This is a genomic window from Mesorhizobium sp. WSM3866 (assembly GCF_002294795.1).
Taxonomy (GTDB): Bacteria; Pseudomonadota; Alphaproteobacteria; order Rhizobiales; family Rhizobiaceae; genus Mesorhizobium.
The window spans coordinates 228,278-250,629 of record NZ_NSGC01000007.1 but is presented as its reverse complement, the minus strand read 5'-3'; the positions used below and the strand labels follow the sequence as shown (position 1 = coordinate 250,629).

Here is a 22,352-nt window from a genome sequence, read left to right as displayed (position 1 = left end):
CTTTCATTTCTCAGAGATAGCGAGGCGCGAGAAAGATTGCCAGCGCCCTGCCCCTGTCGTGCCCGGTCGGTTCAGGGCGCGACGTCCTTGGTCGGGAATCCGCAGGACGTGCCGAGGTTGCGGTAGGCCTTGGTGAAGCCGTCCATCGGAATGCTGGCCACGGTCTGCTTGCCAAAAACAACATCGAGCGAGGTGACTTTGCGCATGGCGCGCAGCAGAGCGAGACTTGTCTTCGCCTGGTTGTCGACCGTCCAGCTGGGACGACCGCCGACGGCATTCGAATAGACTTTCGCGGAAACCTTGATGCCGGGGTCGCCGAAGGTCGCCGCGATGTCCTTGCCGGTCGGCAGGTCCTTGTTGTCGACGGCGATCATGATGGCGGGATAGGCATCCGGCGGCAGCGCGTCGCCGGTCGAGATCGACAGCGTTAGCGTGCCAGCATTGCCGATGCCGTCGACGAAAGCTGCGGAGGCCGCGCAGGTCTTGTGTGCATCCTGCCCGATGTCGAGCGTGTCGATGATCGTGGTCCATCTGCCGAAGGTGTTTGTGGCCGGTTCTGGCTGCGCCTGCTCCTGCCCGGCCGCGCCGGACACGGCGAAACCGGCCAGCGAGCCGACCAGGGCCAAGGCGGCAAGATGGAAAATGCGCATCATCAAGTCTCCAGTTCGCGACGCCGCCCAATCAGGACGGCGCACTGCCGGCGGATAAAAGATGACGCGCGGCTTCCGGTCAACCGAGATAAGGATAGAGCGGGAAGCGATCCGTCAACGCCGTGACTTTGGCCTTGACCGCAGCCTCGACTACCGCATTGCCCTCGTCGGAATTCGCCGCCTTCAGCCCGTCCAGCACCTCGGCGATCAGCTTGCCGATCTCGCGGAACTCGGCCTGGCCGAAGCCGCGCGTGGTGCCGGCCGGTGTGCCGAGGCGAACGCCGGAGGTGACGAACGGCTTTTCGGGGTCGAAGGGGATGCCGTTCTTGTTGCAGGTGATGTTGGCGCGGCCGAGAGCCGCCTCGGCGCGCTTGCCGGTGGCGTTTTTCGGGCGCAGGTCGACCAGCATCAGATGGTTGTCGGTGCCGCCCGACACGATGTCGAGGCCGGTTTCCTGCAGGCTCGAAGCCAGCGCCTTGGCGTTGGCGACGATGCTCTCGGCATAGGCTTTGAAGCTCGGCTTCAGCGCCTCGCCGAGCGCCACCGCCTTGGCCGCGACGACATGCATCAGCGGGCCGCCCTGGAGGCCTGGGAAAACCGCCGAGTTCATCTTCTTGGCGATCTCCTCGTCGTTGCACAGGATCATGCCGCCGCGGGGCCCGCGCAGCGACTTGTGCGTCGTCGTGGTCACGACATGCGCATAAGGCAGCGGCGACGGGTGCATACCGCCGGCGACTAGCCCGGCGATATGCGCCATGTCGACCATCAGATAGGCGCCGATCGAATCGGCAATCTCGCGGAAACGCTTCCAGTCCCAGATGCGCGAATAGGCCGTGCCGCCGGCCAGGATCAGCTTCGGCTTCGTCTCATGCGCGGTCTTCTCGATCGCGTCCATGTCGAGCAGGTGGTCGTCCTTGCGCACCCCGTAGGAAACGACCTTGAACCATTTGCCGCTCATGTTGACCGGCGAGCCATGCGTGAGATGGCCGCCGGAGTTCAAATCGAGGCCCATGAACGTGTCGCCGGGCTGCAGAAGCGCCAGGAAGACGGCCTGGTTCATCTGGCTGCCCGAGTTCGGCTGGACATTGGCGAAGTTGCAGCCGAAAAGCTTCTTGGCGCGCTCGATGGCCAGTTCCTCGGCCACGTCGACGAACTGGCAGCCGCCGTAATAGCGCTTGCCCGGATAACCCTCGGCATATTTGTTGGTCATGATCGACCCCTGCGCCTCGAGCACGGCGCGGGACACGATGTTTTCCGAGGCGATCAGTTCGATCTCATGGCGCTGGCGGCCAAGCTCGTTGCGGATGGCGCCGAAAATTTCCGGATCGGCGTCGGCAAGCGTGGTCTCGAAGAAGGATTCGAATTTGTTGGCGGCTGCCGCGGCATTTGACATGGCTTGCTTTCCCTTGGGGCCGGAGGTCTGCGAGGTCGCCGCGCCATTAACACAGTTGTTTGGAGCCCGCCACGTTTGCGGCGCGAAATTTGCTGGCCGGATTGCGCCAAGCAAATCGGCTGAACACTATTTCCGGTCGCGCCGGCTTTTGAGCAGCGCTTCTGTCAAAGTGATCTCGGAAAGCAGCGCCCGCATCGTGTGGTCGTTGATCTGGCGGGTGCGGAACATGGCGCGCACGGCGGCGCGCTCCGCCTCTATGCCGGCGTGCCTGAGCTCAAGCTCCAGCCGCCCGGATTCGCGCGCCTCGGCGCGCGCCTCTTCGGCCTCGTCGGAAGCCGCGATGCGGCGCCGGTAGCCGGCAACGATGCTGTCGGCGACCGCGAGCCGGGCCTCGGCCGCCTCGCCTTCGCCGCCCTCGCTGGCGAGGCTCTCGATCTTGGCGATGGCGGCCTTGGCGGCGCCCGCACGCGCCCGCCGCTCCTCGGCCGCACCCGGATCCTCGCCTGGCTCGACCAGCCCGCGGGCGATCCCCGGCAAAGCAAGGCTGGCGATGACCAGCGAGCAGATGATGACGCCGGCGGCGAGGAAGATCACCACGTCTCGCGCTGGAAAGGGCGAGCCATCCTGCAGAGCGAGCGGCAGCGACAGGATGCCGGCAAGCGTGATCGCGCCGCGCACACCGGCCACCGATCCGGCAAGCCTGACGCGGAAACCAAAGGGCTCTGCCTTGCGCTTGCCGAGCCGCGCGGCGATCATCGATGCCATGTCGCCGATCCAGATCCAGAGGAAGCGCAGGCCGATCACGCAGAGCGTCAAAATGAGCACGGTCAGCACCGGCTCGAACAGCCAGTGCCGGCTGGTGAGCTCCGGCGGGACCCTGCGGATGATGTCAGGAAGCTGCAGGCCGAGCAGGATGAAGAGAGCGCCGTTGAAGACGAAGGTCAGCATCGACCATAGCGACATCGCCTGAATCCGCGCCGAGACCGAGAGATGGCGGAAAATGCCGGAGGTGCCCGTAACCAGGCCGGCGGTGACCGCGGCCAGAATGCCGGAAGCGCCGACATGCTCGGCAATGAGATAGGCGACGAAGGGCAGCAGAACCATCACCAGCACCTGCGCCCCCGCCGGCGTGCCGCCGATGCGGCCAAGCACCTGCAGCGCCTTGGCGGCGACGAACAACGCCGCAATGCCCGCGAGGATGCCGGCCGCCACGGCGTAAAGAAAGCTCAACGAGGCGGCGGCGAACGAAAAACTGCCGGTCAGCGCCGCCGCAACGGCAAAGCGGAACATGACCAGGCCGGAGGCATCATTGAGCAGGGATTCGCCTTCCAATATGTGCATCAGCCGAGCCGGAACGACATTGCGGTCGACAATCGAGGACACGGCAACGGCATCGGTCGGTGACAGCACGGCGGCTAAAGCGAACGCAACCGCCAGCGGGATGGTTGGCACCAGCCAGTGCAGAGCATACCCGAAGCCGACGATGGTGAAGAAGACAAGTCCGACGGCGAGATCGAGGATCGGCCGGCGCAGCTGGATCAGCTCCCGTTTCGGCGCCGCGAAGGCATCACCGAACAGAAGCGGCGGAATGAACACCAGCAGAAAGAGTTCCGGATCGATCTCGACATGCAGTCCCTTGGCCGGCCAGGCAAGCGCGGCGCCGATCGCAATCTGCAGCACGGGGAGCGGCACCCGCACCAGCCGCACGAGAGCGCCGGAAAGCGCCACGAAAGCAAGCACGACGAGAATGAAGACGGCGACGTCCATGATGCTATTCCAGCTGCTCGCGTTTTAAGTCTCACTTTTCGACGCATGTCGCTCTGCCAAAACCGCTGCGCACTGTTTGGGGACATGCAAACAAAAAAGCCGCTCCAAGAGCGGCCTTTTCTTGATTTATATCAATCGGTTACAGAGCAGAACTAATCTGCAGCTCGCTGTTGCCGTCGAGGCCGTAAATGTCGTCGCGGAACTGCACGACGCCGGGTCCGGTCGACCATGCCGACAGGTACAGGAAGTGGACCGGCACCGGGTTGACCACCTGAACCGGCGTATTCTCGCCAGTCTTGATCGCCGCCTCGAAATGCTGGCGATCCCAGCCGGGCGTATCACGCAGGATCCAGGTGACGAGGTCGCGCACATTCTGGACGCGCACGCAGCCGGAAGAGTCGAAGCGCATCAGCTTGCCGAACAGGCTCTGCTGCGGCGTGTCGTGCATGTAGACGCCGTCCGGGCTCGGGAAATTGATCTTGACCGAGGCCATGGCGTTGCCGGCGCCGGGATCCTGGCGGAAGCGGTACTTGGCGGCATCGTCCGTCGACCAGTCGACGGTCATCGGATCGACCTCGCTGCCGTCAGGCGCGAACAGCCGGATGTGGCTGTCCTTGAGGTAGTTCGGGTCCTTCCGCATCAGCGGAATGATGTCCTTGCGCACGATCGAGACCGGCGCGTTCCAGTAAGGATTGACGATGATCTCGTTGATCTTGGAATTCACGATCGGCGTCTGGCGGTCGATCTTGCCGACGATCGCGGTGTGGCGCAGCACGACGCGGTCGTTCTCGACGGCTTCCACCTGCGCGGCCGGAATATCGACCAGCACATAGCGGTCGCCAAGCGTGCCCGCCTTTTCGCGCAGCCGCTGCAGATTGGTCTGCAGCTGGCCAAGCCGGATCGGCGCCGGCACGTTCATCGCCGAATAAGTGTATTTGCCCATGGAGCCGTCGGCCGGCAGGCCGTGACGGAGCTGGAAGCGCTTGACCGCCGAGTCGACATAGGAATCGAACGCCGTCGAAATGCCGGCGCTCTGCGACAGGTCGCCCGAGACCATCAGCCGCTTGCGCAGCGGCACGACATCCGGATCGTCGACGCCGAGCTGCAATTTCTTGGTTGCCGGAACCTGCTCCCAGCCGCCCTGGCCGACAATGCCCTGGTACTGCGCCACCGCCTGCTCGGTGAAGGCTACGGTCTGCAGGCTGAAGATCGGCAGCGTCGAGGCAACCTTGCCGGTCTCGCTTGCACGGGCGTCGAACTGGTCGTCCCAATTGCCGCGGGTCGAGGATTTTAGAATGTCGCCGATCACATCCTGCGCGCTGGCATGGCCGGCGACGACGGCGGCGGCGAGCGCAGAGGCTCCGGTCAGGAAGAAACGGCGGCTGGTTCTCATGGATGTTCCAGACATTTTAGCTATATCTAATCTCGCTCAGTTCGCGCTACTGGCGGGTTGCCCGCACTCTAGGGTCGGCAATCTTAACAATTAGCCAACCATGACTTGCGTCACCAGGGCGTGAAAACGTAGGACCACGACACCTGCTCCAGGAAGCGCAGGGCCTCGGCCGCAGCATCACCCGCATTCTCGCTTTCACTGCGATTATGGCGGCAACGTGACCTTGGCCCGCGATTTGCATCCGGCAAGATGATCAAAAAATGGGACCGAGGCATTTTGGCATCGCCGATAGCGGCGGGTTCACAGGATGCCCGCCGTCATCCTCGGTTTGCCCTATTTCACCCGGTTCGGGCAGAGGGCTTTGAACTGCTCCAGCGTGTAGTCGTAGCCCGAGGCCCCCGAGCCATCGAGCACCACGTTCTCGTCGGTGTCGGTGATCTGATAATCCGTCTCGCTTCCGGCGGGGCTGCGCCCCTGGAACAGCATGTTGGCGCCGTAAAAGGTGGTGAATTTTCCGCTCTTGCAGTCCGCTGTGATCTCCAGATGCAAGGGCGTTTTCATTTCCTTAGCGATGCAATCCTCGGTCACCTTACCGACATAGTCGCGGCAGTATCCGATGGCGTTCTGCCTCGTATGTTTGGTCAGGATGCTGGCATGCGAGGTGTTGATGCCGGATTGCTTGACGACCGTAACCTCCATTCCGGCCTTGGAGCCATAAGCGAGGGTCCGGGCGGCGGCCGGTGAAACAAGGATCACAGCGCAAATCGCAAGCAGGATATGACGCATGAGGCCCTCCTCTTTTGCCTGCAGAGCTTCCACGCGCGCTGCTCGGCGGTCAAGCGCCCTGCTGCAGCGCGCTTTCGCAAAAGAAAAGAACCGGCACCTGTCGGCACCGGCCCTGATTGTTTCCTCCGGCCGCGCTTCTTCGGCGCGGCTTCGATCGTCTCAGATTTCGAATCCGCTTACATCCGGTAAGCGATCGTGTCGTTCCAGAAGCGATCCAGACGCTGGAGCGCGCGGTTCATCTGCTTGAACTCGTCGGTGTTGATGCCGCCCACGGCCTCGATCGAGCCGACATGGCGCTCGTAGAGGCCGGCGACGACCTCGGCCACCTCGTTGCCCTTCGGCGTCAGCGAGACGCGGACCGAGCGGCGGTCGATGCGCGAGCGCTGGTGGTTGATGAAGCCGAGGTCGACCAGCTTCTTCAGATTGTAGGAGACGTTCGAGCCGAGATAATAACCGCGCGAGCGCAGCTCGCCGGCGGTCAGCTCCGAATTGCCGATGTTGAAGAGCAAAAGCGCCTGGATGGCATTGATGTCGGAGCGGCCGTTGCGGTCGAACTCGTCCTTGATCACGTCAAGCAGACGGCGGTGCAGACGCTCCACCAGCTGCAGCGATTCCATGTACAGCGAACGGATCGCCTCGCGGCGATCGTCGGAAACGTTGGCGGTCTTCGCCGCCGGACGCGAATTGATCATTGTCTTTGCCTCTCGTTTGTCGCCCGGTGATTTTTTGTTCTTCACCTTGATCGCGACACTATCGAATACTCATAAAATTCGACTTAAACGCCAGGGCTAACAAGAGCTTACCGGTAAGAGGTTTCGAAAGAGGCTTAACGAACGGTCATGCGAGCAAGAACAATTAACCTAAAGATTTAGCCAAGGGTTCTAGGGCAGTCGCCGACCCATATCTAGGTTCCTGACGCCGCCCGGCAAGCTATTGCCTGAGCTGGCGCTTCTGCAGCCAGATGACCACGCGGAAGACTATGTAGAGCAGCGCCACGCAGGCATGTGAGACGACGATCAGGATCCGATGTCCGAAGAGATTGGGAAAGCCGGCATACATGACGGTCTCGGTCGCCGCGCAGATGAACCAGATCACCGGCCCCCAAGAGGCAAGCATCCAAAGGCCCGCGGCGGCGAAAGGAAAGAAGACGGCAAGCGTGGCCGCGACCACCTGCCAGTGCACCGGCATCAGGTCGAAGCGCCAGAGCTCGCCCGGATAGATGCCGATCAGCCGGACCCAGTAGAGGACGCCGAACAGCAGGCAGTAGCCGGCAATGACCCGCTGGAACCAGGCGAAGATGATCTCGGTGGTCGAGGGCTGCAGCACCACGCGCCTGGAGGTGACCTCGCTCACAGCTCCAGCTCCCCGGCCCCGAGCGGCGCGAAATACGCGTCGACATCGGCCGCGCTCACCGTATCGAGGCTGGCGGGCCGCCATTCCGGCTTCGAACCCTTGTCGATGATGGCGGCGCGGATGCCTTCATAAAAGTCGTGGCCGGCCAGCATGCGGTTGAGGATGCGGAACTCCATCTTCATGCACTCGTCCATCGGCAGCGTCGACCCGGCGCTGATCTCGCGCCAGGCGACGTTGAGGCTGGTCGGCGAACGCGTCCTGATCGTCGCCAGCGTCTTGGCGGCGAAAGCGTCGGTGGCGGATGCTCGTTCCAGGCTGGCGACGATAGCGGCGAGCGAGGGTTGCGAAAAATGGCGGGCGATCGATTCCAGATCCTGCCGCTCGGTCTCGCGTCTTGCGGGTGTGAAGAAATCGCGCAACTCCGCGTTCGCGTCGCCGCTTGTCGCCAGCTCGTCAAGAAGCCCCGCCTGGTCCTCGGCCTTGATCGTGTGGGTGGCGAGGCCCGACCACAGGGCATCACCATAGCGGATGCGGTTTCCCGTCAGCCCCAGATACATGCCGAAGCTGCCGCCGAGATCGGGCAGCAAATGGCTGGCGCCAACATCGGGGAAGAAGCCGATGCCGACTTCCGGCATGGCGAATTGCGCGTTCTCGGTCAGCACGCGGTGCGAGCCGTGGAAGGAAATGCCGACCCCGCCGCCCATGACGATGCCGTCGATCAGCGCGACATAGGGTTTCCTGAAGCGGGCGATGCGGGCATTGAGACGATACTCGTCGGCGAAGAAGTCGACCGGCGGCTTGCCGGCGCGGCCCGCCTCGTAAATGTGCAGAATATCGCCACCGGCGGAAAACGCCCTGCCCTCAGCCTTGACGACGACGACGGCGACGCCGGCATCGCCCTCCCAGGCGTCAAGCGCCTTGCCAAGCGCCTTGACCATGCGATGGGTGACGGCATTGAGCGCCTGCGGCCGCGTCAGTGTGACGACGCCCGCCTTGCCTAGACGCTCGAAGCGAATCTCGTCGCCTCCGCCAAAATCCATCGCCAGAGAATCCTCCTCTCCGCCCTTCCAGGGGGATTGAAGTGCTAAAGGGGGCATAAGGATGCGTCAATGGCGGCAACGCCGCGCTGGCGGCCAGCCGCTTCCGGTGTTAGGTAACCGGCAAAGTGTCGCGCGTAGGCGGCGCGACAGATTTCGAGCTAATCGACATGGCTGGGGTTTCTCGTCTCGTTGCTGGATTGGCAGGTCTCCTCTTTCTGGGAGTTGCGCCGGCCGCCGCCGAGGCAGCCTCCGAACTCTACCTGGCGCAGACGATCGTCACCGGCACCGGCGAGCCTAATCGCGAGATCGGCTTCAAGGATTGCCTGGACAAGGTGCTGGTCAAGGTTTCAGGCGATCAGCGGCTGACGCAGAAGCCGGAGATGCTGGCGCTGCGCAATAAGGCGGCTGACTTCGTCCAATCCTTCCGCTACCGCGACCGGCTGGAAGGCGTTCCGATCCATGACGAGCAAGGCACGCATGACCGGCCGCACGATCTCACCTGCCTCTACAAGGCCACAGTGGTCGACAAGCTCCTGGCGCAGCTCGGCAGCAAGCCATGGCAGGGCGAGCGGCCGCTGATTGCCGTCTTCATAACGGCCGAGCAAGGGGCGCAACATTTCGTGCTGACGGCCGACGAGGATCGCGGCGAGTCAATGCGCGAATCCTTTGCCAATGCCACGGCGCCGCTCTCGGTGCATGTCAGCTTTCCAAAGGCTGACCAGCTCGCCGGCCTCGACGACAAGGCGCTGCGCACTGCCGATATGGCAAAGCTCGACCAGCTCGCCCGGCAGGCGGGTGCCGACCGGGCGCTCGCCGGCAGCATCGTGTGGAACGACAAGGAATTGGGCTGGATCGCCGACTGGCGGCTGGCCGAACACGGCAAGACCTATCAATGGCAGGTGCGTGGCGTCAGCTTCGACGAGGCTTTTCGCGTGGCTGTGAAGGGCGCGGCACAGATTCTGTCGGGGAATGGACAGCCGTAAACGTCGGCGCTGCCGCTCATCCGCCTGCCGGCACCTTCTCCCCGTCAAGGGAGAAGGGAAGTGCTCCAGCGCCGGCGATCCCTCCCTCGTCCTTCACGGAAGCAACTGGCACAATCGTGTCGCATTGGTCAGCGGCAGGGGCGCATGGTAAAAGCCGGGACGACAACAGAGTTCTGGCGATGAACAAGTTCACCCCCGCAAAGCCCGCCGGCGCCCGCAGCATCGACGAGATCACAGGCAGCCGCAGGCTGCGGCGCATGCGCAAGGCCGACTGGTCGCGCCGGCTGGTGCAGGAAAACCAGCTCTCGGTCAACGATCTGATCTGGCCGATCTTCGTCGTCGAGGGCAAAAATGTGCGCGAGCCGATCGCCGCCATGCCGGTCGTCTACCGCCTGTCGGTCGACCTCGCGGTGAAGGAAGCGGAGCGCGCCGCCAAGCTCGGCATCCCGGCGATCGCGACTTTCCCCAACATCGAGCTTTCGCTGCGCGACCAGACGGGCTCGCATATCCTCGATCCCGACAATGTCATCAACCGAGCCACCCGCGCCATCAAGGATGCGGTGCCGGAGATCGGCATCATTACCGACGCAGCGCTCGATCCGTTCACCAGCCATGGCCATGACGGCATCCTGCGCGACGGCATCATCGTCAATGACGAAACCGTCGAGCAGGTCACGGCCGCGGCCGTCATCCAGGCAGCCGCCGGCGCGGACATCATCGCGCCGTCCGACATGATGGACGGCCGTATCGGCGCGATCCGCGACGCGCTGGACGCCAACGGCTTCCAGGACGTGGCGATCATGTCCTATGCGACGAAATTCGCCTCGGCCTTCTACGGCCCCTATCGCGAGGCTGTCGGCACCGCCGGCCTGCTCAAAGGCGACAAGAAGACCTATTATATCGACCACGCGAATTCCGATGAAGCCGTGCGCGAGGCCGAGCAGGATCTGGCCGAAGGCGCCGACATGCTGATGGTGAAGCCTGGGCTGCCCTATCTTGACATCATCCGCCGGCTGAAGGACGAGTTCCAGATGCCGACCTTCGCCTACCAGGTGTCGGGCGAATATTCGATGATCAAGGCGGCCAGCGCCAATGGCTGGATCGACGGCGAAAAGGCGATGCTGGAATCGCTTCTCGCGCTCAAGCGAGCCGGCTGCGACGGTGTCCTCACCTATTTCGCGCCGACCGTTGCGGAGATGCTGAGGGGCTAGGCCCAGGCGCAATTTTAAATTCTCGCCGCGTCACCTGGGCGCCGCCCGACGAGTTGATCGCTCGCCGGAAAATTCCGCTTGCATAATGCAATCAGTTAAGCTACTCCATGACTGCTTGCAAAATGCAACTAGTTCACGAGGCGATCATGTCAAAGCTGCGCGTCAACGCTTTCACCCTGTCGCTGGACGGTTACGGCGCCGGCCCCGATCAGACTCTCGAAAGCCCGCTCGGCGTCGGCGGCGAAGGACTGCATAAATGGATGATCGGCACGCGCACCTTTCGTGAGATGGTGATCGGCAAAGACGGCGGCACCACCGGCAGCGACGACAGCTTCGCCGCGCGCAGTTTTGAGAATGTCGGCGCCTGGATCCTTGGCCGCAACATGTTCGGGCCGGTCCGCGGCGAATGGCCGGACGAGAGCTGGAAAGGCTGGTGGGGCGACAACCCGCCCTATCACGTGCCGGTCTTCGTGCTCACCCATCACAAGCGGGCGCCGATCTTAATGGAAGGCGGCACGACGTTTTACTTCGTCACCGACGGCATCCATTCGGCGCTCGAACAGGCGAAGACGGCCGCCAAGGACAAGGATGTGCGGGTCGGCGGCGGCGTCGCCACGATCCGGCAATATCTGAAGGAAAGCCTGATCGACGAGATGCATCTCGCGATCTCGCCGATCCTGCTCGGCTCCGGCGAGCATCTTTTCGCCGGGCTGGACATGCCGAAGCTCGGCTACCGCTGCACCAGCCAGGTCGCGACCGCCGACGCGACGCATGTGATGATCGGGCGCGCGTAAGCTAGGCTCCCCCTTCTCCCCTGTGGGAGATGCGGAAGTGCTCAATACTTTTCCGGCACATAAAGCGCGCGCGGCAGCACCTGGCGCTCGTAGGCCGGGTTGAAGACGCGCTCCGGCAGCGTGATCTCCTCATGCGGCACGTCTTCGTAAGGCATTTGCTGCAGCAGGTGATCGATGCAGTTCAGTCGGGCCCGCTTCTTGTCGTTGCCTTCGACAATGAACCACGGCGCTTCCTTGATGTTGGTACGGGCGAAGGTCTCTTCCTTGGCTTTGGTGTATTGTTCCCAGCGCACGCGCGACTGCAGGTCCATCGGCGACAGCTTCCACTGCTTCATCGGATCGTGGATGCGCATCAAAAAGCGCATCTGCTGCTCCTCGTCGGTAATCGAGAACCAGTATTTCACCAGCGTGATGCCGGAGCGCACCAGCATGCGTTCGAATTCCGGCACGTCGCGGAAAAACTCTTCGACCTGATCCGCATTGGCAAAGCCCATCACCTGCTCGACGCCCGATCGGTTGTACCAGGAGCGGTCGAACAGCACGATCTCGCCGCCCGCCGGCAGATGCGGCACGTAGCGCTGGAAATACCATTGCGATCTTTCACGCTCGGTCGGCGCCGGCAGCGCGACGACGCGGCAGATGCGCGGATTGAGGCGCTGGGTGATGCGCTTGATGACGCCGCCCTTGCCGGCCGAGTCGCGTCCCTCGAAGATCACCACCAGCTTCTTCTTGTGGTAGGCAACCCAGGACTGCAGCTTGATGAGCTCCGACTGCAGACGCAGCAGCTCGCGGAAATAGGTCGTCCGCTCGATGGAGGGCGGATGCGACTTCTTGTAGATCCTGGCGATCTCAAGCGAGAGCGCGGGCTCGGAAATCTCCAGCTCATAGTCCTCGTCGAGCGTGTCCTCGAGTTCGGCTTCCAGCCAGTCCTTGGCTCCGGAATTCGTCTTGACCTCGTTCATTGCGCAGCTCCTGCCTGTCAGCCACTTTCGCCTCGGATGCGCTCCGGCCGCGGCCGGAAACACAACTCCGTAAGCCGACTGAGATACAGACGCGCAATGACGGTTTTATTGCGAGCAGGAGCCGGCAACGCTGGACCAGCCGATATGTGATCGGCCCGTATCGATGGCGGGGCGACAAGCCGCCCGAATTGTCCTACAAATACTTTCGCCTCTTCCCGGCGCCCGCGACGGCGCGCCTCTTCAAAACAAATCGCAAGGACCTGACATGGAATACCGCACGCTTGGCCGTTCCGGCCTGAAGGTTTCGACATTGACCCTTGGCACGATGACCTTCGGCGGGACGGGCCCGTTCGCCGCCGTCGGCAAATCCGATCTCTCGGAGGCGAGCCGCATCATCGATACCTGCATCGATGCCGGCATCAATCTCATCGACAGCGCCAACGTGTATTCGAACGGCCTGTCGGAGGAGATCGTCGGCGAGGCGCTCGGCGGCAAGCGCAAGAACGATGTGCTCATCGCCTCCAAGGCGCGCATGCGGATCGGAAACGGCCCCAACGACGAAGGCCTGTCGCGCCATCACCTGATCCGGGAATGCGAGCGGAGCCTGAAGCGGCTCAAGACCGACGTCATCGACATCTATTTCCTGCATGAGTGGGATGGGGTCACGCCGCTGGAGGAAACGATCGCTGCGCTCGACACTTTGGTCAGCCAGGGCAAGATCCGTTATGTCGGCTGTTCCAATTATTCGGGCTGGCAGGTGATGAAGGCGCTCTCGATCAGCGACAGCCATCATCAGCCGCGCTTCGTCACGCAGCAGATCCACTACACGCTGGAAGCGCGCGAGGCGGAGTACGAGTTGCTGCCGATCTCGGTCGACCAGGGTCTTGGCGTGCTGGTGTGGAGCCCGCTGGCCGGCGGCCTGCTGTCGGGCAAATACCGTCGCGACAGCCCGACGGCCCGCCAGCTTGGCGGCTGGTCCGAACCGCCGATCCGGGACGAGGGAAGGTTGTGGCGGATCGTCGACGTTCTGGTCGAAATCGGCAAGGCGCGCGGCGTTTCGGCGGCACAGGTGGCGCTTGCCTGGCTGCTCGGCCGCCCGGCCGTTTCTTCGCTGGTGATCGGCGCCCGCAACGAAGCCCAACTCAAGGACAACCTCGCCGCGGCCAGCCTGACGCTGTCCCTGGACGAGCGCCTGCGCCTCGACGACGTCAGCCGCCCGCCGGTGCTTTATCCCTACTGGCACCAGCAGCTCACCGCCAAGAACCGGTTCGGCCCCGCCGACCTGGTGCTCGACCGCAGCGATATCTAAGAATCCGCGCCGTGCTCCGCACCCGAAAACGCGCGGAGGTCAGCCGGCGATAAAACGCCAGACCTCCGGGTCGGGTTCGATCTGGCCGCTGAGCACGAAATATTTGTAGAGGACGAGCAGCGATACCGCCCGCTCGTCCTTTTCGTTGCTGAACCGGCGGCAATAGGCGTTGGCTGCCGTTATGATGCGTTGGGCTTCCGCCGGGTGTTTTTCGAAATAGGCGATCTTGTCGGCGACGTCCGAAAAATCCGACGCCAGAGGCACGTAGTGGACATCGGCCTCGAGCTCAGCCTCGGCGAACCAGGTTTCGTAGGTCGGCGGCGGCATCAGGCAGAGCGAATTCGAGCTCATGATCCACTTGAGGTTCGTCGCCACGTCATTGCCTTCCAGCGAGACGATGTAGCGGAACTGCCGCTGCTGCGCGATCGTGAGATACGGCTTGCGATAGTTCTCCGGGGCGCTTGGCTTGGGCGAGCCGGCATCGCAAGACGGCAGGTCGCGCACGGCATCGACGAACCGTTTGCGGATCGGATTGTTGAAATGACCGCGCCAGACCGCCATCGGGCGCTTGTCGGCGAAGGACAGATTGTCCTTTGGCATGTTGAAATGGCGGAACTTGTCGAGCTTCATGATCACGGCGTTGCCGTTGTCGTTGCGGATCGGGCGATCCTTGACGATTGATGGCACCGCCGGAACGTCGACGACGTCGCCGAACTCGAGATCGATGAGCAGGTGGCGATCGAAGTAGCGGGCGAACTCCTTCAGGTCGTAATAGTACATGCTCCCGAACTTGGGTATTTGACTGGCGGGCACCGCCGCCGCGCTCGGCACGAAGCTATGGTCGAGCCGGTTGTAGTAGTTGACCCGATCACGGACCGTTTTGCTGGAGAGCCGTGCCTGCTCCAGCCGGCGCGCAAGCCGCTGGCGAAAGAGAGCCTGCGGCGCCACATCGCGGGTGATGTTGCGTATGAAATAAAATACCCGCGCTGCGGTGCGTAAGGGCGAGGCCATGCGTCCGTCGTTTAAAGATGTCCGTCGCCTCCTACAGCATTGTGCCGAACATCTTGCAAGCCCGCCCAAGCTGACGAACTTGTTGAAGTTCTAATATTCGACGATGGCCGAAGATCAGCCACCGACGACAGCAAAGCCCCTGGCGCGCAGGCCGCGCCGCTCGTCATGCAGCGAAGTCACCAGGCGGTCGCGGCTGCCGGCGATGTGGGCCGAGAGCAGCCGTGCCGCCTTTTCGGCGTCACCCTTTCGCACGGCAGCCAGGATGGCGTGGTGCTCGGCCCAGGCGCGGCCAAGCGCCGCCTCGTCGCGCACTTCCAGCCAACGCGCGCGGGAGAGCCTGGTCATTGCATCGCGGACTCCCCTAAGCAGGAATTCATTGCCGGAAAGCCTGGCCAGCTCGATGTGAAAATCCAGACCAACGCGGTGCCATTCCTCGCGCGGCGTACCGGCGTCGCAGGAATCGAGCATCGCCGCGATCACCTCGATCCCGCTGCGATCTTCCAGCGACGCCGTCAACCGCACCGCCGCCACCTCGACCGCCTCGCGGTAGACGGCGATCTGGCCGAGCTCGGCGAGATCGATCGGCGCCACCGTCCAGCCGCGGCCGTCACGAGCGATCAGCCCTTCGGTCTCGAGGCGCAGCAGCGCCGCCCTGACCGGGGTGCGGGAGGCGCCGAAGCGGCTTTCGATCCAACGCTCGGTCAGCCGCTCGCCCGGGCCGATCTCGAGCCCGAGGATCATTTCGCGAAGCTGCCTTTCGACATTCTGCATTTGCGACATTGTCGTTCCGCTCTTCGGCACCGCATTGACAGCGGCGGGGTTGAGGTTCATGACGGATACCGACTTGGTATCCCAAAATGGTATCCGGAACAATCCCGGATAACCAAGCAGGCATGACATGGCAGAAAATAGCACCCAGAGCGGCTACAATATCCATTGGCGAGGCAATCTCGCCGTCTGCTTCGCCGGCTCGTTCAGCACGCTGATTGCCATGACGCTGCTGTTGCCGTTCCTGCCGCTTTATGTCGAACAGCTGGGTGCCGAAGGGCACGCGGCAATCGTGCAATGGTCAGGAGTTGCTTACGGTGCCACCTTCTTTGCCGCGGCGCTGGTCGCCCCTCTGTGGGGGCGGCTCGGCGACCGTTACGGCCGCAAGCTGATGCTGGTGCGCGCCTCGTTCGGCATGGCGATCTGCATGTCGCTGACCGGTATGGTCGAAAGCATCTGGCAATTGGTGTTGCTGAGGCTCCTGATCGGCTTTGCCGGCGGCTACTCCTCGGGCTCGACGATATTGGTGGCGATGCAGACGCCAAAGGAGCGCTCCGGCTGGGCGCTCGGCGTGCTGTCGGCCGGCATCACGGCCGGCTCGCTGGTCGGACCGCTGCTTGGTGGCATGCTGCCGCCGCTGATCGGCATCCGCGCCACCTTCCTGTTGTCGGGCGCTGTCATCTTTCTCGCTTTTCTGGCCACGACTTTCCTGATCAAGGAAAACCCGCCGGCTCCCAAACCTGTCTCGTCGGCAAAGCCGAAGAGCGGCTGGGCACAGATTCCCGACAAGCGCCCGGTCGTCGCGATGCTGACGACCGGCATGCTGCTCGCCTTTGCAACCATGTCGATCGAGCCGATCATCACGGTCTATGTGCAGCAGCTCGTCGCGGACCAGAGCAAGGTGACGATGGTCGCGGGCGTGGTGATGTCGGCGGCCGCGCTTGGAACCATCCTGTCCTCGTCGTGGCTGGGCAAGCTTGCCGATCGGGTCGGCCACTGGAACGTGGTCGTCGGCGCGCTCGCGATTTCTGCGCTGCTGCTTGTCCCGCAAGCTTTCGTCACCGACGGTTGGCAGCTGATCGGGTTGCGCTTCCTGATGGGGCTGGCGCTGGGCGGCCTCCTGCCCTGCATCACCAGCGTCATCCGTCACAACATCCCCGACGGCGTCGGCGGCAATGTGCTCGGACTATCGATCTCGGCGCAGTATGTCGGCCAGGTCGCGGGACCGCTCGCCGGAGGCTTCGTCGGCGGCCATTTCGGCATGCGGGCGGTGTTCTTGGGCACATCGGTGCTGATGGCGCTGGGGGCGGTCTATAACTGGATTGTCCAGACGCGGCGCGCACGGCATATGCTGCTCGAGGCCGGCGAATCCTGAGCCGCGCGCGATCGAAGACGGAGCATCGAAATGAGTCTTGCCGGGCAACCATCAGACGGCGGCAGCCGCATCCTCGTGCTGGCAGGCGGTCTCGTCGGCGCGGCAGGGGTGGCGCTGTCGGCGGCGGCTGCGCACGGCGGCGGCGCCTTCACCGGCACGGCCGCATCCTTCCTGCTGATGCATGCGCCGGTCTTCCTCGCCATCGGCCTTATCGGCGGCAGCCGGTATCTCAGGATCGCAAGCCTGGCGCTGCTTGTCGGCCTGCTGCTGTTCTCGGGCGATCTTCTCGCCCGGGATTTCCTCGGTTCGCGGCTGTTTCCGATGTCGGCGCCGATCGGCGGCACGCTGCTTATCGTCGGCTGGCTGGCGATTGCGATCTCGGCGCAGTGGCGCCCAGGGTCCTAGATCCGCCTTGCCATTGCTGAGGCTCGTCGGAAAATGGGCCGCGACTACCGCCCTCCCCGACGCAGCCGCCGCTTGCGCGACGCCGGCTCCGCCGCGCGCCGCCGTTCCGGCCGGTCGGTTGGCCGCGAAATGCCCCAGTAGTTGCGATAGATGTCCTCGAAGAGATGGCTGATGGGATGCATGACTTACTTCCTTGAATTGAATCGATCCAATAGACCGACGCGAAAAAGACGGGCTGCTCAGGCGCGCTTGCGCTCCACCATGAAGCGGGGCTGACGCTTCCACGGGCCTGTCTTGCCGCGGCGCCGCTCACTCTGCTCGGCCGAAGCAATGCCCCAATCGTTGCGGTAGACGTCCTCGAACAAAAAGTTGACCGGATGCACGGCACCCTCCTTCTCGAATCTTGCTTCATGTCACAGACTTGGATCGATTCAAATCATAACCCCTGCCCCGCCGTAGTCAAGCGAAAATTTGAATCGATCCAATAAAAGTAGTAAGTGGACCGTCAGACATTCCGCGTCCATGTTCGACATGCGACCGGATTCGGAGAACAGACATGGCATCACTTATCGAAGGCCAGGCACGCCCCATCCGGCTGGCGGATATTGCCAAGGCGGCGGGCGTCTCGCATGGGACGGCCTCCAATGTCTTCAGTCGCCCGGAGGTCGTGCGCGCCGAGGTGCGCGAGCGGGTCAGGGCGGTGGCGGAGGCGATGGGCTACGCCGGGCCTGATCCGAAAGGCCGCCTGCTGCGCGCCGGCAAGGTCAATGCCATCGGCGTCGGCACGACTGAGCCCCTTTCCTACTTCTTCGAGGATCCCTTCGCCCGCGTCATGATGGCGGGCATTTCCGAGGCCTGTGACGCCACCGGCGCCGGGATCGCATTGGTTTCGGCGGCCAACCAGGAGAAGCTCGCCTGGAACATCCAGAGCGCGCTGGTCGACGGTTTCATCCTGTTCTGCATCGAAGGTGGCTCGCGTCTCGTCGAGCTGACGCGCGAACGCAGGCTGCCCTTCGTGGCGTTGGAGCTCGGCTTTCATGACGAGACGATCTCGGCGATCGGCGTCGACAACATCGCCGGCGGACGGCTCGCCGCGCGGCATCTTGCCGAACTCGGACATCGCCGTTTCGCCGTGCTGTCGCTTACTCTCGGTGATGACCGCACCGGCTTCGTCACACCCGAAATGGTCCGCTCGGCCGTCTACACGGGAACGCGCGACCGTCTGGCCGGCTATTTCGAGGAACTGTCCGGCTTCGGTGTCGACACGAAGAGCATCCCGGTCTTCGAGACCGAGAACGAGCAAAGGAGCACCTGGGCGGGGCTCGAAGCGATCTTTGCCGGCGGCGAGCGGCCGACCGCCATCCTGGCAATGTCGGACAGGATGGCCATGATCGCCATCGACTGGCTGACTGCGCGCGGTCTGAAAGTGCCGGAAGACGTTTCCGTTGTCGGCTTCGACGGCGTGCCCGACGGCGCGCTCTGCGACCCGCCGCTGACCACGATCGCGCAGCCGATCACCGAGATCGGCCGGCGGGCCGCGCGCATGATCCTCGACTATGACGGCGCCGTGCGGCGCGAGACGATGGGCGTTGAGCTCGTCGTCAGGGCCTCGACGGGCCCTGCTCCCATATCCTAGAACCACATCTCAATATCCGCCGACCCGCGCCGGCATGGGCGGCGCAGCGAACCCGGTGCGCGCCGGCTCCGCACGCGCCGGTTTGATGCGGGTCGGGCCGAGACCGGCGAGCCATTCGAGATAGAGCGCCAGTGCGAACTGCATGGCGATGCCGGCAGCGATCAGCAACGTGTCATAGGCGAGGCCGCCCGGATTGATCAGCTTGAGCACCTGAGCGGCCATGGCAATCAGCGTGCCGGCAACGAAGACGGGCAGCGAACGCTTGCCGAGGATCGCCAGCGGATTGTCGGGCTTGGCGCGGAAAAGGTTCGATACGGCCGGCAGGGCGACTACCAGATAGCTGACGGCCAAGATATGCAGCAGCCGCGGCAGCGACAGGAAGGTCTTGTCGAAGCCGCCGATCACCACCGGCAGATTGAACCAGGTGATCTGCCCCCAGAGTGGGCTGTGCACCCAGATCGCCGCGCCCACCACATAGACGCCGGCGAAACCCACCAGCCACCGGTTTACGGGGATGGTGCCGCCGCGCTTGATATGCAGCATGGCGGCAAGGCCGATGTTGAACAGAAACTGCCAGGACAGCGGGTTCAAGAACCAGAGACCCGGCTCGGGATAATTCGGCGGAGCGATCTGCCAGATGCCGGCGACCAGCCACAGCAGCCCGGATACCGTCAGTGCCGCCACGGGCCTGTAGCTGACGAACAGAACGAAGGCCGGCGCCGCCAGAAGCAGCGCGGCATAGACCGGCAGGATGTTGTTGTAGCCGAGCTGATGGCCGAGGGTGACGATGCCGAAAAGCACCTCCGGCGTGTCCTTCATCAGCGGCTCGATGTTGATCATCTTCAACAGCTCCGGGCGGTGGGCGAACACGGCCGTGGCCGAAAACAGGGCGATCACCAGCATGGTGATGACGATGTGGGTGACGTAGAGCACGCCGGCGCGCCGCCACATCTTGAGGGTCGCCAGCAGCCTGCCCCCCGGCTTGAACTTGGTGCCATAGGCGAGCGCCACCGAGATGCCGGAGATCAAAACGAAGGCCTCTGCCGCATCGGAAAAGCCGAGGTTCTTGTAGGTCAGGTTTTCGAAGACGGTACCCGGCACGTGGTCGACGAAAATGGTGAGCAAGGCGAGCGCGCGCAGCACATCGATACGCGTATCGCGTTGAGAAACGGGGATGGTCATCGACAAAAGGCCTCAGAGCTGGTGTTTCATGTCCAGCAATGCGACCCCCGACGCACCGCTTCGATTCCTCCCGTTCGGGAGTGTATCGGCGCAGAAACGGCCCGAAATGCGCCAGGTTCAATCAACTTTCGCGGAGCTTGAAAACATTCCGTTTTGAAGCCGGCAAATCAGCGGAATCACCGTAGAATCAAAAGGATCTGATCATGTCCGAACATGACAGCAAAAACAGCGAGCTGCAGGATGATCTGCCCTTTTCCTATCGTCTGATCAGACCGGAAAATGCGAGCGGCGAATGCCTTTTCGTGCTGCATGGATCGGGCGTGGACGAAGCGACACTTTTGCCGCTGGCGAGGCGGATCGCGCCGCGCGCGGTGGTTGTCGCAGCACGCGGCCGCATCCGCCAGGAGGACGGTTTTCGCTGGTTCGAACGAATCACGCCGACCAGCTTCGAGCAGTCGAGTATCCGCGCGGAGACGGCCGCTTTCGCCCAATTCGCAGTGGAAGCCGAACGGCTCCACGAGCTTGATCTCACCCGCGCGACCTTCCTGGGTTACTCAAACGGCGCCAATCTGGTTTCCACGCTGATGCTGCTTCATCCCGGCCTGGTCAGGCAGGCGGCGCTGCTCAGGGCGATGCCGGTGCTCGACGATGCGCCGGCGACGAACCTTGCCGGAACGCGGGTGCTGATCATCGCCGGCGCGGCCGACCAGACCTACGGCCCGTTCGCGCCAGCCTTGGTGACGCTCTTCAGCCAGCGCCGTGCCGAGGTCGATGCGCGCATCGTCGCCTCCGGCCATGAGTTCGGCGAAGCGGATGCCGCGATCGCCCGGCAGTGGCTTGCCGCGACCTCGACGCCGGCCGCCTGACGAGAGATAGACGCTGCTGCCGAGGCTAGCCCTGCCCCATCCGGTTCCAGGCATCCAGCCCGGCGATCTTGTAGGCTTCGGCCAGCGTCGGATAGTTGAAGGTGTTGTTGACGAAGAAGTCGACCGTGCCGCCGAGATTGATCACCGCCTGGCCGATATGGATGAGCTCGGTCGCACCCTCGCCGACGATATGGGCGCCGAGCAGGCGGCGCGTGTCGACCGAGAACAGGAGTTTCAGGAAACCTGAGTTGACGCCCATGATGTGGCCGCGCGAGGTTTCCCGGAAGCGCGCCACGCCGACCTCATAGGCGATCCCGCTCTCGCGCACCTGCTCCTCGGACTGGCCGACGGTGGAGATTTCCGGCACGGCGTAGATGCCGTAAGGAAAGGTTTCCGGCGGCGGCGGCAGCGCCACGCCGAAGGCATGGCAGGCAGCCACCCTGCCCTGCTCCATCGAGGTCGAGGCCAGACTCGGAAAGCCGATGACGTCGCCGGTGGCATAGATATTGGGCGCGCTGGTCTGAAATGTCTGGGGATCGACCTTGATGCGGCCGCGGCTGTCGGCCTCGATGCCGACCATGTCGAGCCCGAGGCTGCCAAGATTGCCGCTGCGGCCTGCAGCGTAAAGCACGATTTCGGAGCGGATGGTGCGGCCGTCGGCAAGGGTCACTTCGGCATGATCGGGCTTGGAGGCGATTTCTTTTACCGTGCTGCCGAGGCGAATGGTCATGCCGCGGTCGCGCATCTGATGGATGAAGTCGTCGACGATTTCGCGATCGACGAAATCGAGGATGGTGTTGCGCGGCTCGACCAGTGTCACCGGCACGTCGAGCGCCGAAAAGATGGTCGCGTATTCGACGCCGATGACGCCGGCGCCGATGACGGTCAGCGTGCGCGGCAACCGGTCGAGTTCCAGCATCTCGTCGCTGTCGAAGACGCGCGTCTTGTCGAACGGCACGTCGCGCGGGCGGTGCGGCCTGGTGCCGACGGCGATCAGCGCATTGGCGAAACCGATCTCGCTATAGTCGCCATTGTCGGTGGTCAGGCTGACCTTGTTTGCGCCGATGAATCTGGCCGTGGCCCGCGCGCTTTTGACCGCGTTGCGCATGAACTGATGCTGCAGCACCTCGACTTCGTGATCGAGCGTCTTGTGCAGGCGCTCGACGAGGTCGCTGACCGAAATATCCTGCTTGACCCGGTAGCCGCGCCCGTAGAAGCCGCGCTCGCGCCAGCCGGAGAGATTGAGCACCGTTTCGCGCAGCGTCTTGGACGGAATGGTGCCGGTGTGCACGGAGACGCCGCCGAGACGCCGGCCCCTATCGACGACCAAAACCGACTTGCCGAGCTTTGCCGACTGCACCGCGGCGCGGCGCCCGGAGGGGCCGCTGCCGATGACCAACATGTCGTAGTCCATATTCCCCATCCCCTCGGCGTCTTGTTGCGCCGCAGCAGGCTAACGCGATCCGCG

Annotated in this window: 23 protein-coding genes; 8 read left to right on the top strand and 15 right to left on the bottom strand. The window is 63.5% G+C overall.

Annotation, left to right across the window (positions count from 1 at the left end; translation table 11 throughout):
* Positions 1-71 precede the first annotated feature (71 nt).
* From CK222_RS18025 to CK222_RS17990, 8 genes are all read right to left on the bottom strand, one after another.
* Positions 72-650, bottom strand: coding sequence for a hypothetical protein (locus tag CK222_RS18025; protein ID WP_164747361.1), 579 nt, complete (start codon positions 648-650; stop codon positions 72-74).
* A 79-nt stretch (positions 651-729) separates the two neighbouring features.
* Positions 730-2,043: a serine hydroxymethyltransferase gene (gene glyA / locus CK222_RS18020; RefSeq protein WP_095801273.1), complete on the bottom strand. Its 1,314-nt coding sequence runs from the start codon at positions 2,041-2,043 to the stop codon at positions 730-732.
* Positions 2,044-2,169: 126 nt separating this feature from the next.
* Positions 2,170-3,810: a Na+/H+ antiporter gene (locus CK222_RS18015; protein ID WP_095801272.1), complete on the bottom strand. Its 1,641-nt coding sequence runs from the start codon at positions 3,808-3,810 to the stop codon at positions 2,170-2,172.
* A 139-nt stretch (positions 3,811-3,949) separates the two neighbouring features.
* A complete protein-coding gene (locus CK222_RS18010; protein WP_095801271.1) occupies positions 3,950-5,203 on the bottom strand; it encodes a L,D-transpeptidase family protein in 1,254 nt (417 codons plus the stop codon).
* A 333-nt stretch (positions 5,204-5,536) separates the two neighbouring features.
* Positions 5,537-5,989 carry a hypothetical protein gene (locus CK222_RS18005; RefSeq protein ID WP_095801357.1) on the bottom strand — a complete coding sequence of 151 codons (453 nt, stop codon included), beginning with the start codon at positions 5,987-5,989 and terminating at the stop codon, positions 5,537-5,539.
* Between the two features lie 176 nt (positions 5,990-6,165).
* Positions 6,166-6,681, bottom strand: coding sequence for a winged helix DNA-binding protein (locus CK222_RS18000; protein WP_067001002.1), 516 nt, complete (start codon positions 6,679-6,681; stop codon positions 6,166-6,168).
* 238 nt (positions 6,682-6,919) lie between these two features.
* Positions 6,920-7,342, bottom strand: coding sequence for a DUF6163 family protein (locus CK222_RS17995; RefSeq protein WP_095801270.1), 423 nt, complete (start codon positions 7,340-7,342; stop codon positions 6,920-6,922).
* A complete protein-coding gene (locus CK222_RS17990; RefSeq protein ID WP_095801269.1) occupies positions 7,339-8,382 on the bottom strand; it encodes an enoyl-CoA hydratase/isomerase family protein in 1,044 nt (347 codons plus the stop codon). The genes CK222_RS17995 and CK222_RS17990 overlap by 4 nt, the downstream gene beginning before the upstream one ends.
* Before the next feature lie 167 nt (positions 8,383-8,549).
* Between CK222_RS17990 and CK222_RS17985 the strand changes: the two genes are divergently transcribed.
* From CK222_RS17985 to CK222_RS17975, 3 genes are all read left to right on the top strand, one after another.
* On the top strand, positions 8,550-9,365 hold the full coding sequence (locus tag CK222_RS17985) for a DUF2066 domain-containing protein (RefSeq protein ID WP_095801268.1): 816 nt from the start codon (positions 8,550-8,552) through the stop codon (positions 9,363-9,365).
* A gap of 179 nt (positions 9,366-9,544) precedes the next feature.
* Entirely contained in the window at positions 9,545-10,576 is a 1,032-nt protein-coding gene (hemB, locus tag CK222_RS17980; RefSeq protein WP_095801267.1) for a porphobilinogen synthase, read from the top strand.
* A 146-nt stretch (positions 10,577-10,722) separates the two neighbouring features.
* Positions 10,723-11,370, top strand: a complete 648-nt coding sequence (locus CK222_RS17975) for a dihydrofolate reductase family protein (protein ID WP_067330027.1) — start codon at positions 10,723-10,725, stop codon at positions 11,368-11,370.
* 41 nt (positions 11,371-11,411) lie between these two features.
* Here CK222_RS17975 and ppk2 read toward each other — a convergent pair whose 3' ends face one another.
* Positions 11,412-12,332, bottom strand: a complete 921-nt coding sequence (gene ppk2 / locus CK222_RS17970; RefSeq protein ID WP_095801266.1) for a polyphosphate kinase 2 — start codon at positions 12,330-12,332, stop codon at positions 11,412-11,414.
* 265 nt (positions 12,333-12,597) lie between these two features.
* Here ppk2 and CK222_RS17965 point away from each other — a divergent pair, with 265 nt between their 5' ends.
* Positions 12,598-13,641, top strand: coding sequence for an aldo/keto reductase (locus tag CK222_RS17965; protein WP_095801265.1), 1,044 nt, complete (start codon positions 12,598-12,600; stop codon positions 13,639-13,641).
* Positions 13,642-13,680: 39 nt separating this feature from the next.
* On the opposite strand, the gene CK222_RS17960 is transcribed toward CK222_RS17965, so the two are convergent.
* Both CK222_RS17960 and CK222_RS17955 read right to left on the bottom strand, forming a co-directional pair.
* Positions 13,681-14,652, bottom strand: a complete 972-nt coding sequence (locus CK222_RS17960) for a glycosyl transferase family 90 (RefSeq protein WP_067330017.1) — start codon at positions 14,650-14,652, stop codon at positions 13,681-13,683.
* Positions 14,653-14,766: 114 nt separating this feature from the next.
* Positions 14,767-15,432 carry a GntR family transcriptional regulator gene (locus tag CK222_RS17955; protein ID WP_095801356.1) on the bottom strand — a complete coding sequence of 222 codons (666 nt, stop codon included), beginning with the start codon at positions 15,430-15,432 and terminating at the stop codon, positions 14,767-14,769.
* A 118-nt stretch (positions 15,433-15,550) separates the two neighbouring features.
* On the opposite strand from CK222_RS17955, the gene CK222_RS17950 reads away from it, so the two are divergent.
* Together CK222_RS17950 and CK222_RS17945 are read left to right on the top strand one after the other, a co-directional pair.
* Entirely contained in the window at positions 15,551-16,795 is a 1,245-nt protein-coding gene (locus CK222_RS17950) for a multidrug efflux MFS transporter (protein ID WP_095801264.1), read from the top strand.
* Positions 16,796-16,825: 30 nt separating this feature from the next.
* Positions 16,826-17,200, top strand: coding sequence for a DUF423 domain-containing protein (locus CK222_RS17945; RefSeq protein WP_095801263.1), 375 nt, complete (start codon positions 16,826-16,828; stop codon positions 17,198-17,200).
* A 44-nt stretch (positions 17,201-17,244) separates the two neighbouring features.
* Here the strand turns inward: CK222_RS17945 and CK222_RS32315 are convergent, their stop codons facing one another.
* The gene (locus CK222_RS32315; protein ID WP_095801262.1) at positions 17,245-17,382 is read right to left on the bottom strand and encodes a hypothetical protein; all 138 of its coding nucleotides are present in this window, start codon (positions 17,380-17,382) and stop codon (positions 17,245-17,247) included.
* 57 nt (positions 17,383-17,439) lie between these two features.
* Positions 17,440-17,583, bottom strand: a complete 144-nt coding sequence (locus CK222_RS32310) for a hypothetical protein (protein ID WP_095801261.1) — start codon at positions 17,581-17,583, stop codon at positions 17,440-17,442.
* A 173-nt stretch (positions 17,584-17,756) separates the two neighbouring features.
* Here CK222_RS32310 and CK222_RS17930 point away from each other — a divergent pair, with 173 nt between their 5' ends.
* Positions 17,757-18,836, top strand: coding sequence for a substrate-binding domain-containing protein (locus CK222_RS17930; protein ID WP_067000691.1), 1,080 nt, complete (start codon positions 17,757-17,759; stop codon positions 18,834-18,836).
* A gap of 9 nt (positions 18,837-18,845) precedes the next feature.
* Here the strand turns inward: CK222_RS17930 and opgC are convergent, their stop codons facing one another.
* Positions 18,846-20,018, bottom strand: a complete 1,173-nt coding sequence (gene opgC, locus CK222_RS17925) for an OpgC domain-containing protein (protein ID WP_067330202.1) — start codon at positions 20,016-20,018, stop codon at positions 18,846-18,848.
* A gap of 203 nt (positions 20,019-20,221) precedes the next feature.
* Between opgC and CK222_RS17920 the strand changes: the two genes are divergently transcribed.
* Positions 20,222-20,884, top strand: coding sequence for an alpha/beta hydrolase (locus tag CK222_RS17920; protein ID WP_095801260.1), 663 nt, complete (start codon positions 20,222-20,224; stop codon positions 20,882-20,884).
* Positions 20,885-20,909: 25 nt separating this feature from the next.
* Here CK222_RS17920 and sthA read toward each other — a convergent pair whose 3' ends face one another.
* Positions 20,910-22,298: a Si-specific NAD(P)(+) transhydrogenase gene (sthA, locus tag CK222_RS17915; RefSeq protein WP_067330000.1), complete on the bottom strand. Its 1,389-nt coding sequence runs from the start codon at positions 22,296-22,298 to the stop codon at positions 20,910-20,912.
* Between the last annotated feature and the right edge of the window lie 54 nt (positions 22,299-22,352).

Bases quoted from the DNA above. Each gene is read 5' to 3' on its own strand.
- CK222_RS18025 (WP_164747361.1), bottom strand. From the start codon at position 650: ATGCGCATTTTCCATCTTGCCGCCTTGGCCCTGGTCGGCTCGCTGGCC.
- glyA (WP_095801273.1), bottom strand. From the start codon at position 2,043: ATGTCAAATGCCGCGGCAGCCGCCAACAAATTCGAATCCTTCTTCGAG.
- CK222_RS18015 (WP_095801272.1), bottom strand. From the start codon at position 3,810: ATGGACGTCGCCGTCTTCATTCTCGTCGTGCTTGCTTTCGTGGCGCTT.
- CK222_RS18010 (WP_095801271.1), bottom strand. From the start codon at position 5,203: ATGAGAACCAGCCGCCGTTTCTTCCTGACCGGAGCCTCTGCGCTCGCC.
- CK222_RS18005 (WP_095801357.1), bottom strand. From the start codon at position 5,989: ATGCGTCATATCCTGCTTGCGATTTGCGCTGTGATCCTTGTTTCACCG.
- CK222_RS18000 (WP_067001002.1), bottom strand. From the start codon at position 6,681: ATGATCAATTCGCGTCCGGCGGCGAAGACCGCCAACGTTTCCGACGAT.
- CK222_RS17990 (WP_095801269.1), bottom strand. From the start codon at position 8,382: ATGGATTTTGGCGGAGGCGACGAGATTCGCTTCGAGCGTCTAGGCAAG.
- CK222_RS17985 (WP_095801268.1), top strand. From the start codon at position 8,550: ATGGCTGGGGTTTCTCGTCTCGTTGCTGGATTGGCAGGTCTCCTCTTT.
- hemB (WP_095801267.1), top strand. From the start codon at position 9,545: ATGAACAAGTTCACCCCCGCAAAGCCCGCCGGCGCCCGCAGCATCGAC.
- CK222_RS17975 (WP_067330027.1), top strand. From the start codon at position 10,723: ATGTCAAAGCTGCGCGTCAACGCTTTCACCCTGTCGCTGGACGGTTAC.
- ppk2 (WP_095801266.1), bottom strand. From the start codon at position 12,332: ATGAACGAGGTCAAGACGAATTCCGGAGCCAAGGACTGGCTGGAAGCC.
- CK222_RS17965 (WP_095801265.1), top strand. From the start codon at position 12,598: ATGGAATACCGCACGCTTGGCCGTTCCGGCCTGAAGGTTTCGACATTG.
- CK222_RS17960 (WP_067330017.1), bottom strand. From the start codon at position 14,652: ATGGCCTCGCCCTTACGCACCGCAGCGCGGGTATTTTATTTCATACGC.
- CK222_RS17955 (WP_095801356.1), bottom strand. From the start codon at position 15,432: ATGTCGCAAATGCAGAATGTCGAAAGGCAGCTTCGCGAAATGATCCTC.
- CK222_RS17950 (WP_095801264.1), top strand. From the start codon at position 15,551: ATGGCAGAAAATAGCACCCAGAGCGGCTACAATATCCATTGGCGAGGC.
- CK222_RS17945 (WP_095801263.1), top strand. From the start codon at position 16,826: ATGAGTCTTGCCGGGCAACCATCAGACGGCGGCAGCCGCATCCTCGTG.
- CK222_RS32315 (WP_095801262.1), bottom strand. From the start codon at position 17,382: ATGCATCCCATCAGCCATCTCTTCGAGGACATCTATCGCAACTACTGG.
- CK222_RS17930 (WP_067000691.1), top strand. From the start codon at position 17,757: ATGGCATCACTTATCGAAGGCCAGGCACGCCCCATCCGGCTGGCGGAT.
- opgC (WP_067330202.1), bottom strand. From the start codon at position 20,018: ATGACCATCCCCGTTTCTCAACGCGATACGCGTATCGATGTGCTGCGC.
- CK222_RS17920 (WP_095801260.1), top strand. From the start codon at position 20,222: ATGTCCGAACATGACAGCAAAAACAGCGAGCTGCAGGATGATCTGCCC.
- sthA (WP_067330000.1), bottom strand. From the start codon at position 22,298: ATGGACTACGACATGTTGGTCATCGGCAGCGGCCCCTCCGGGCGCCGC.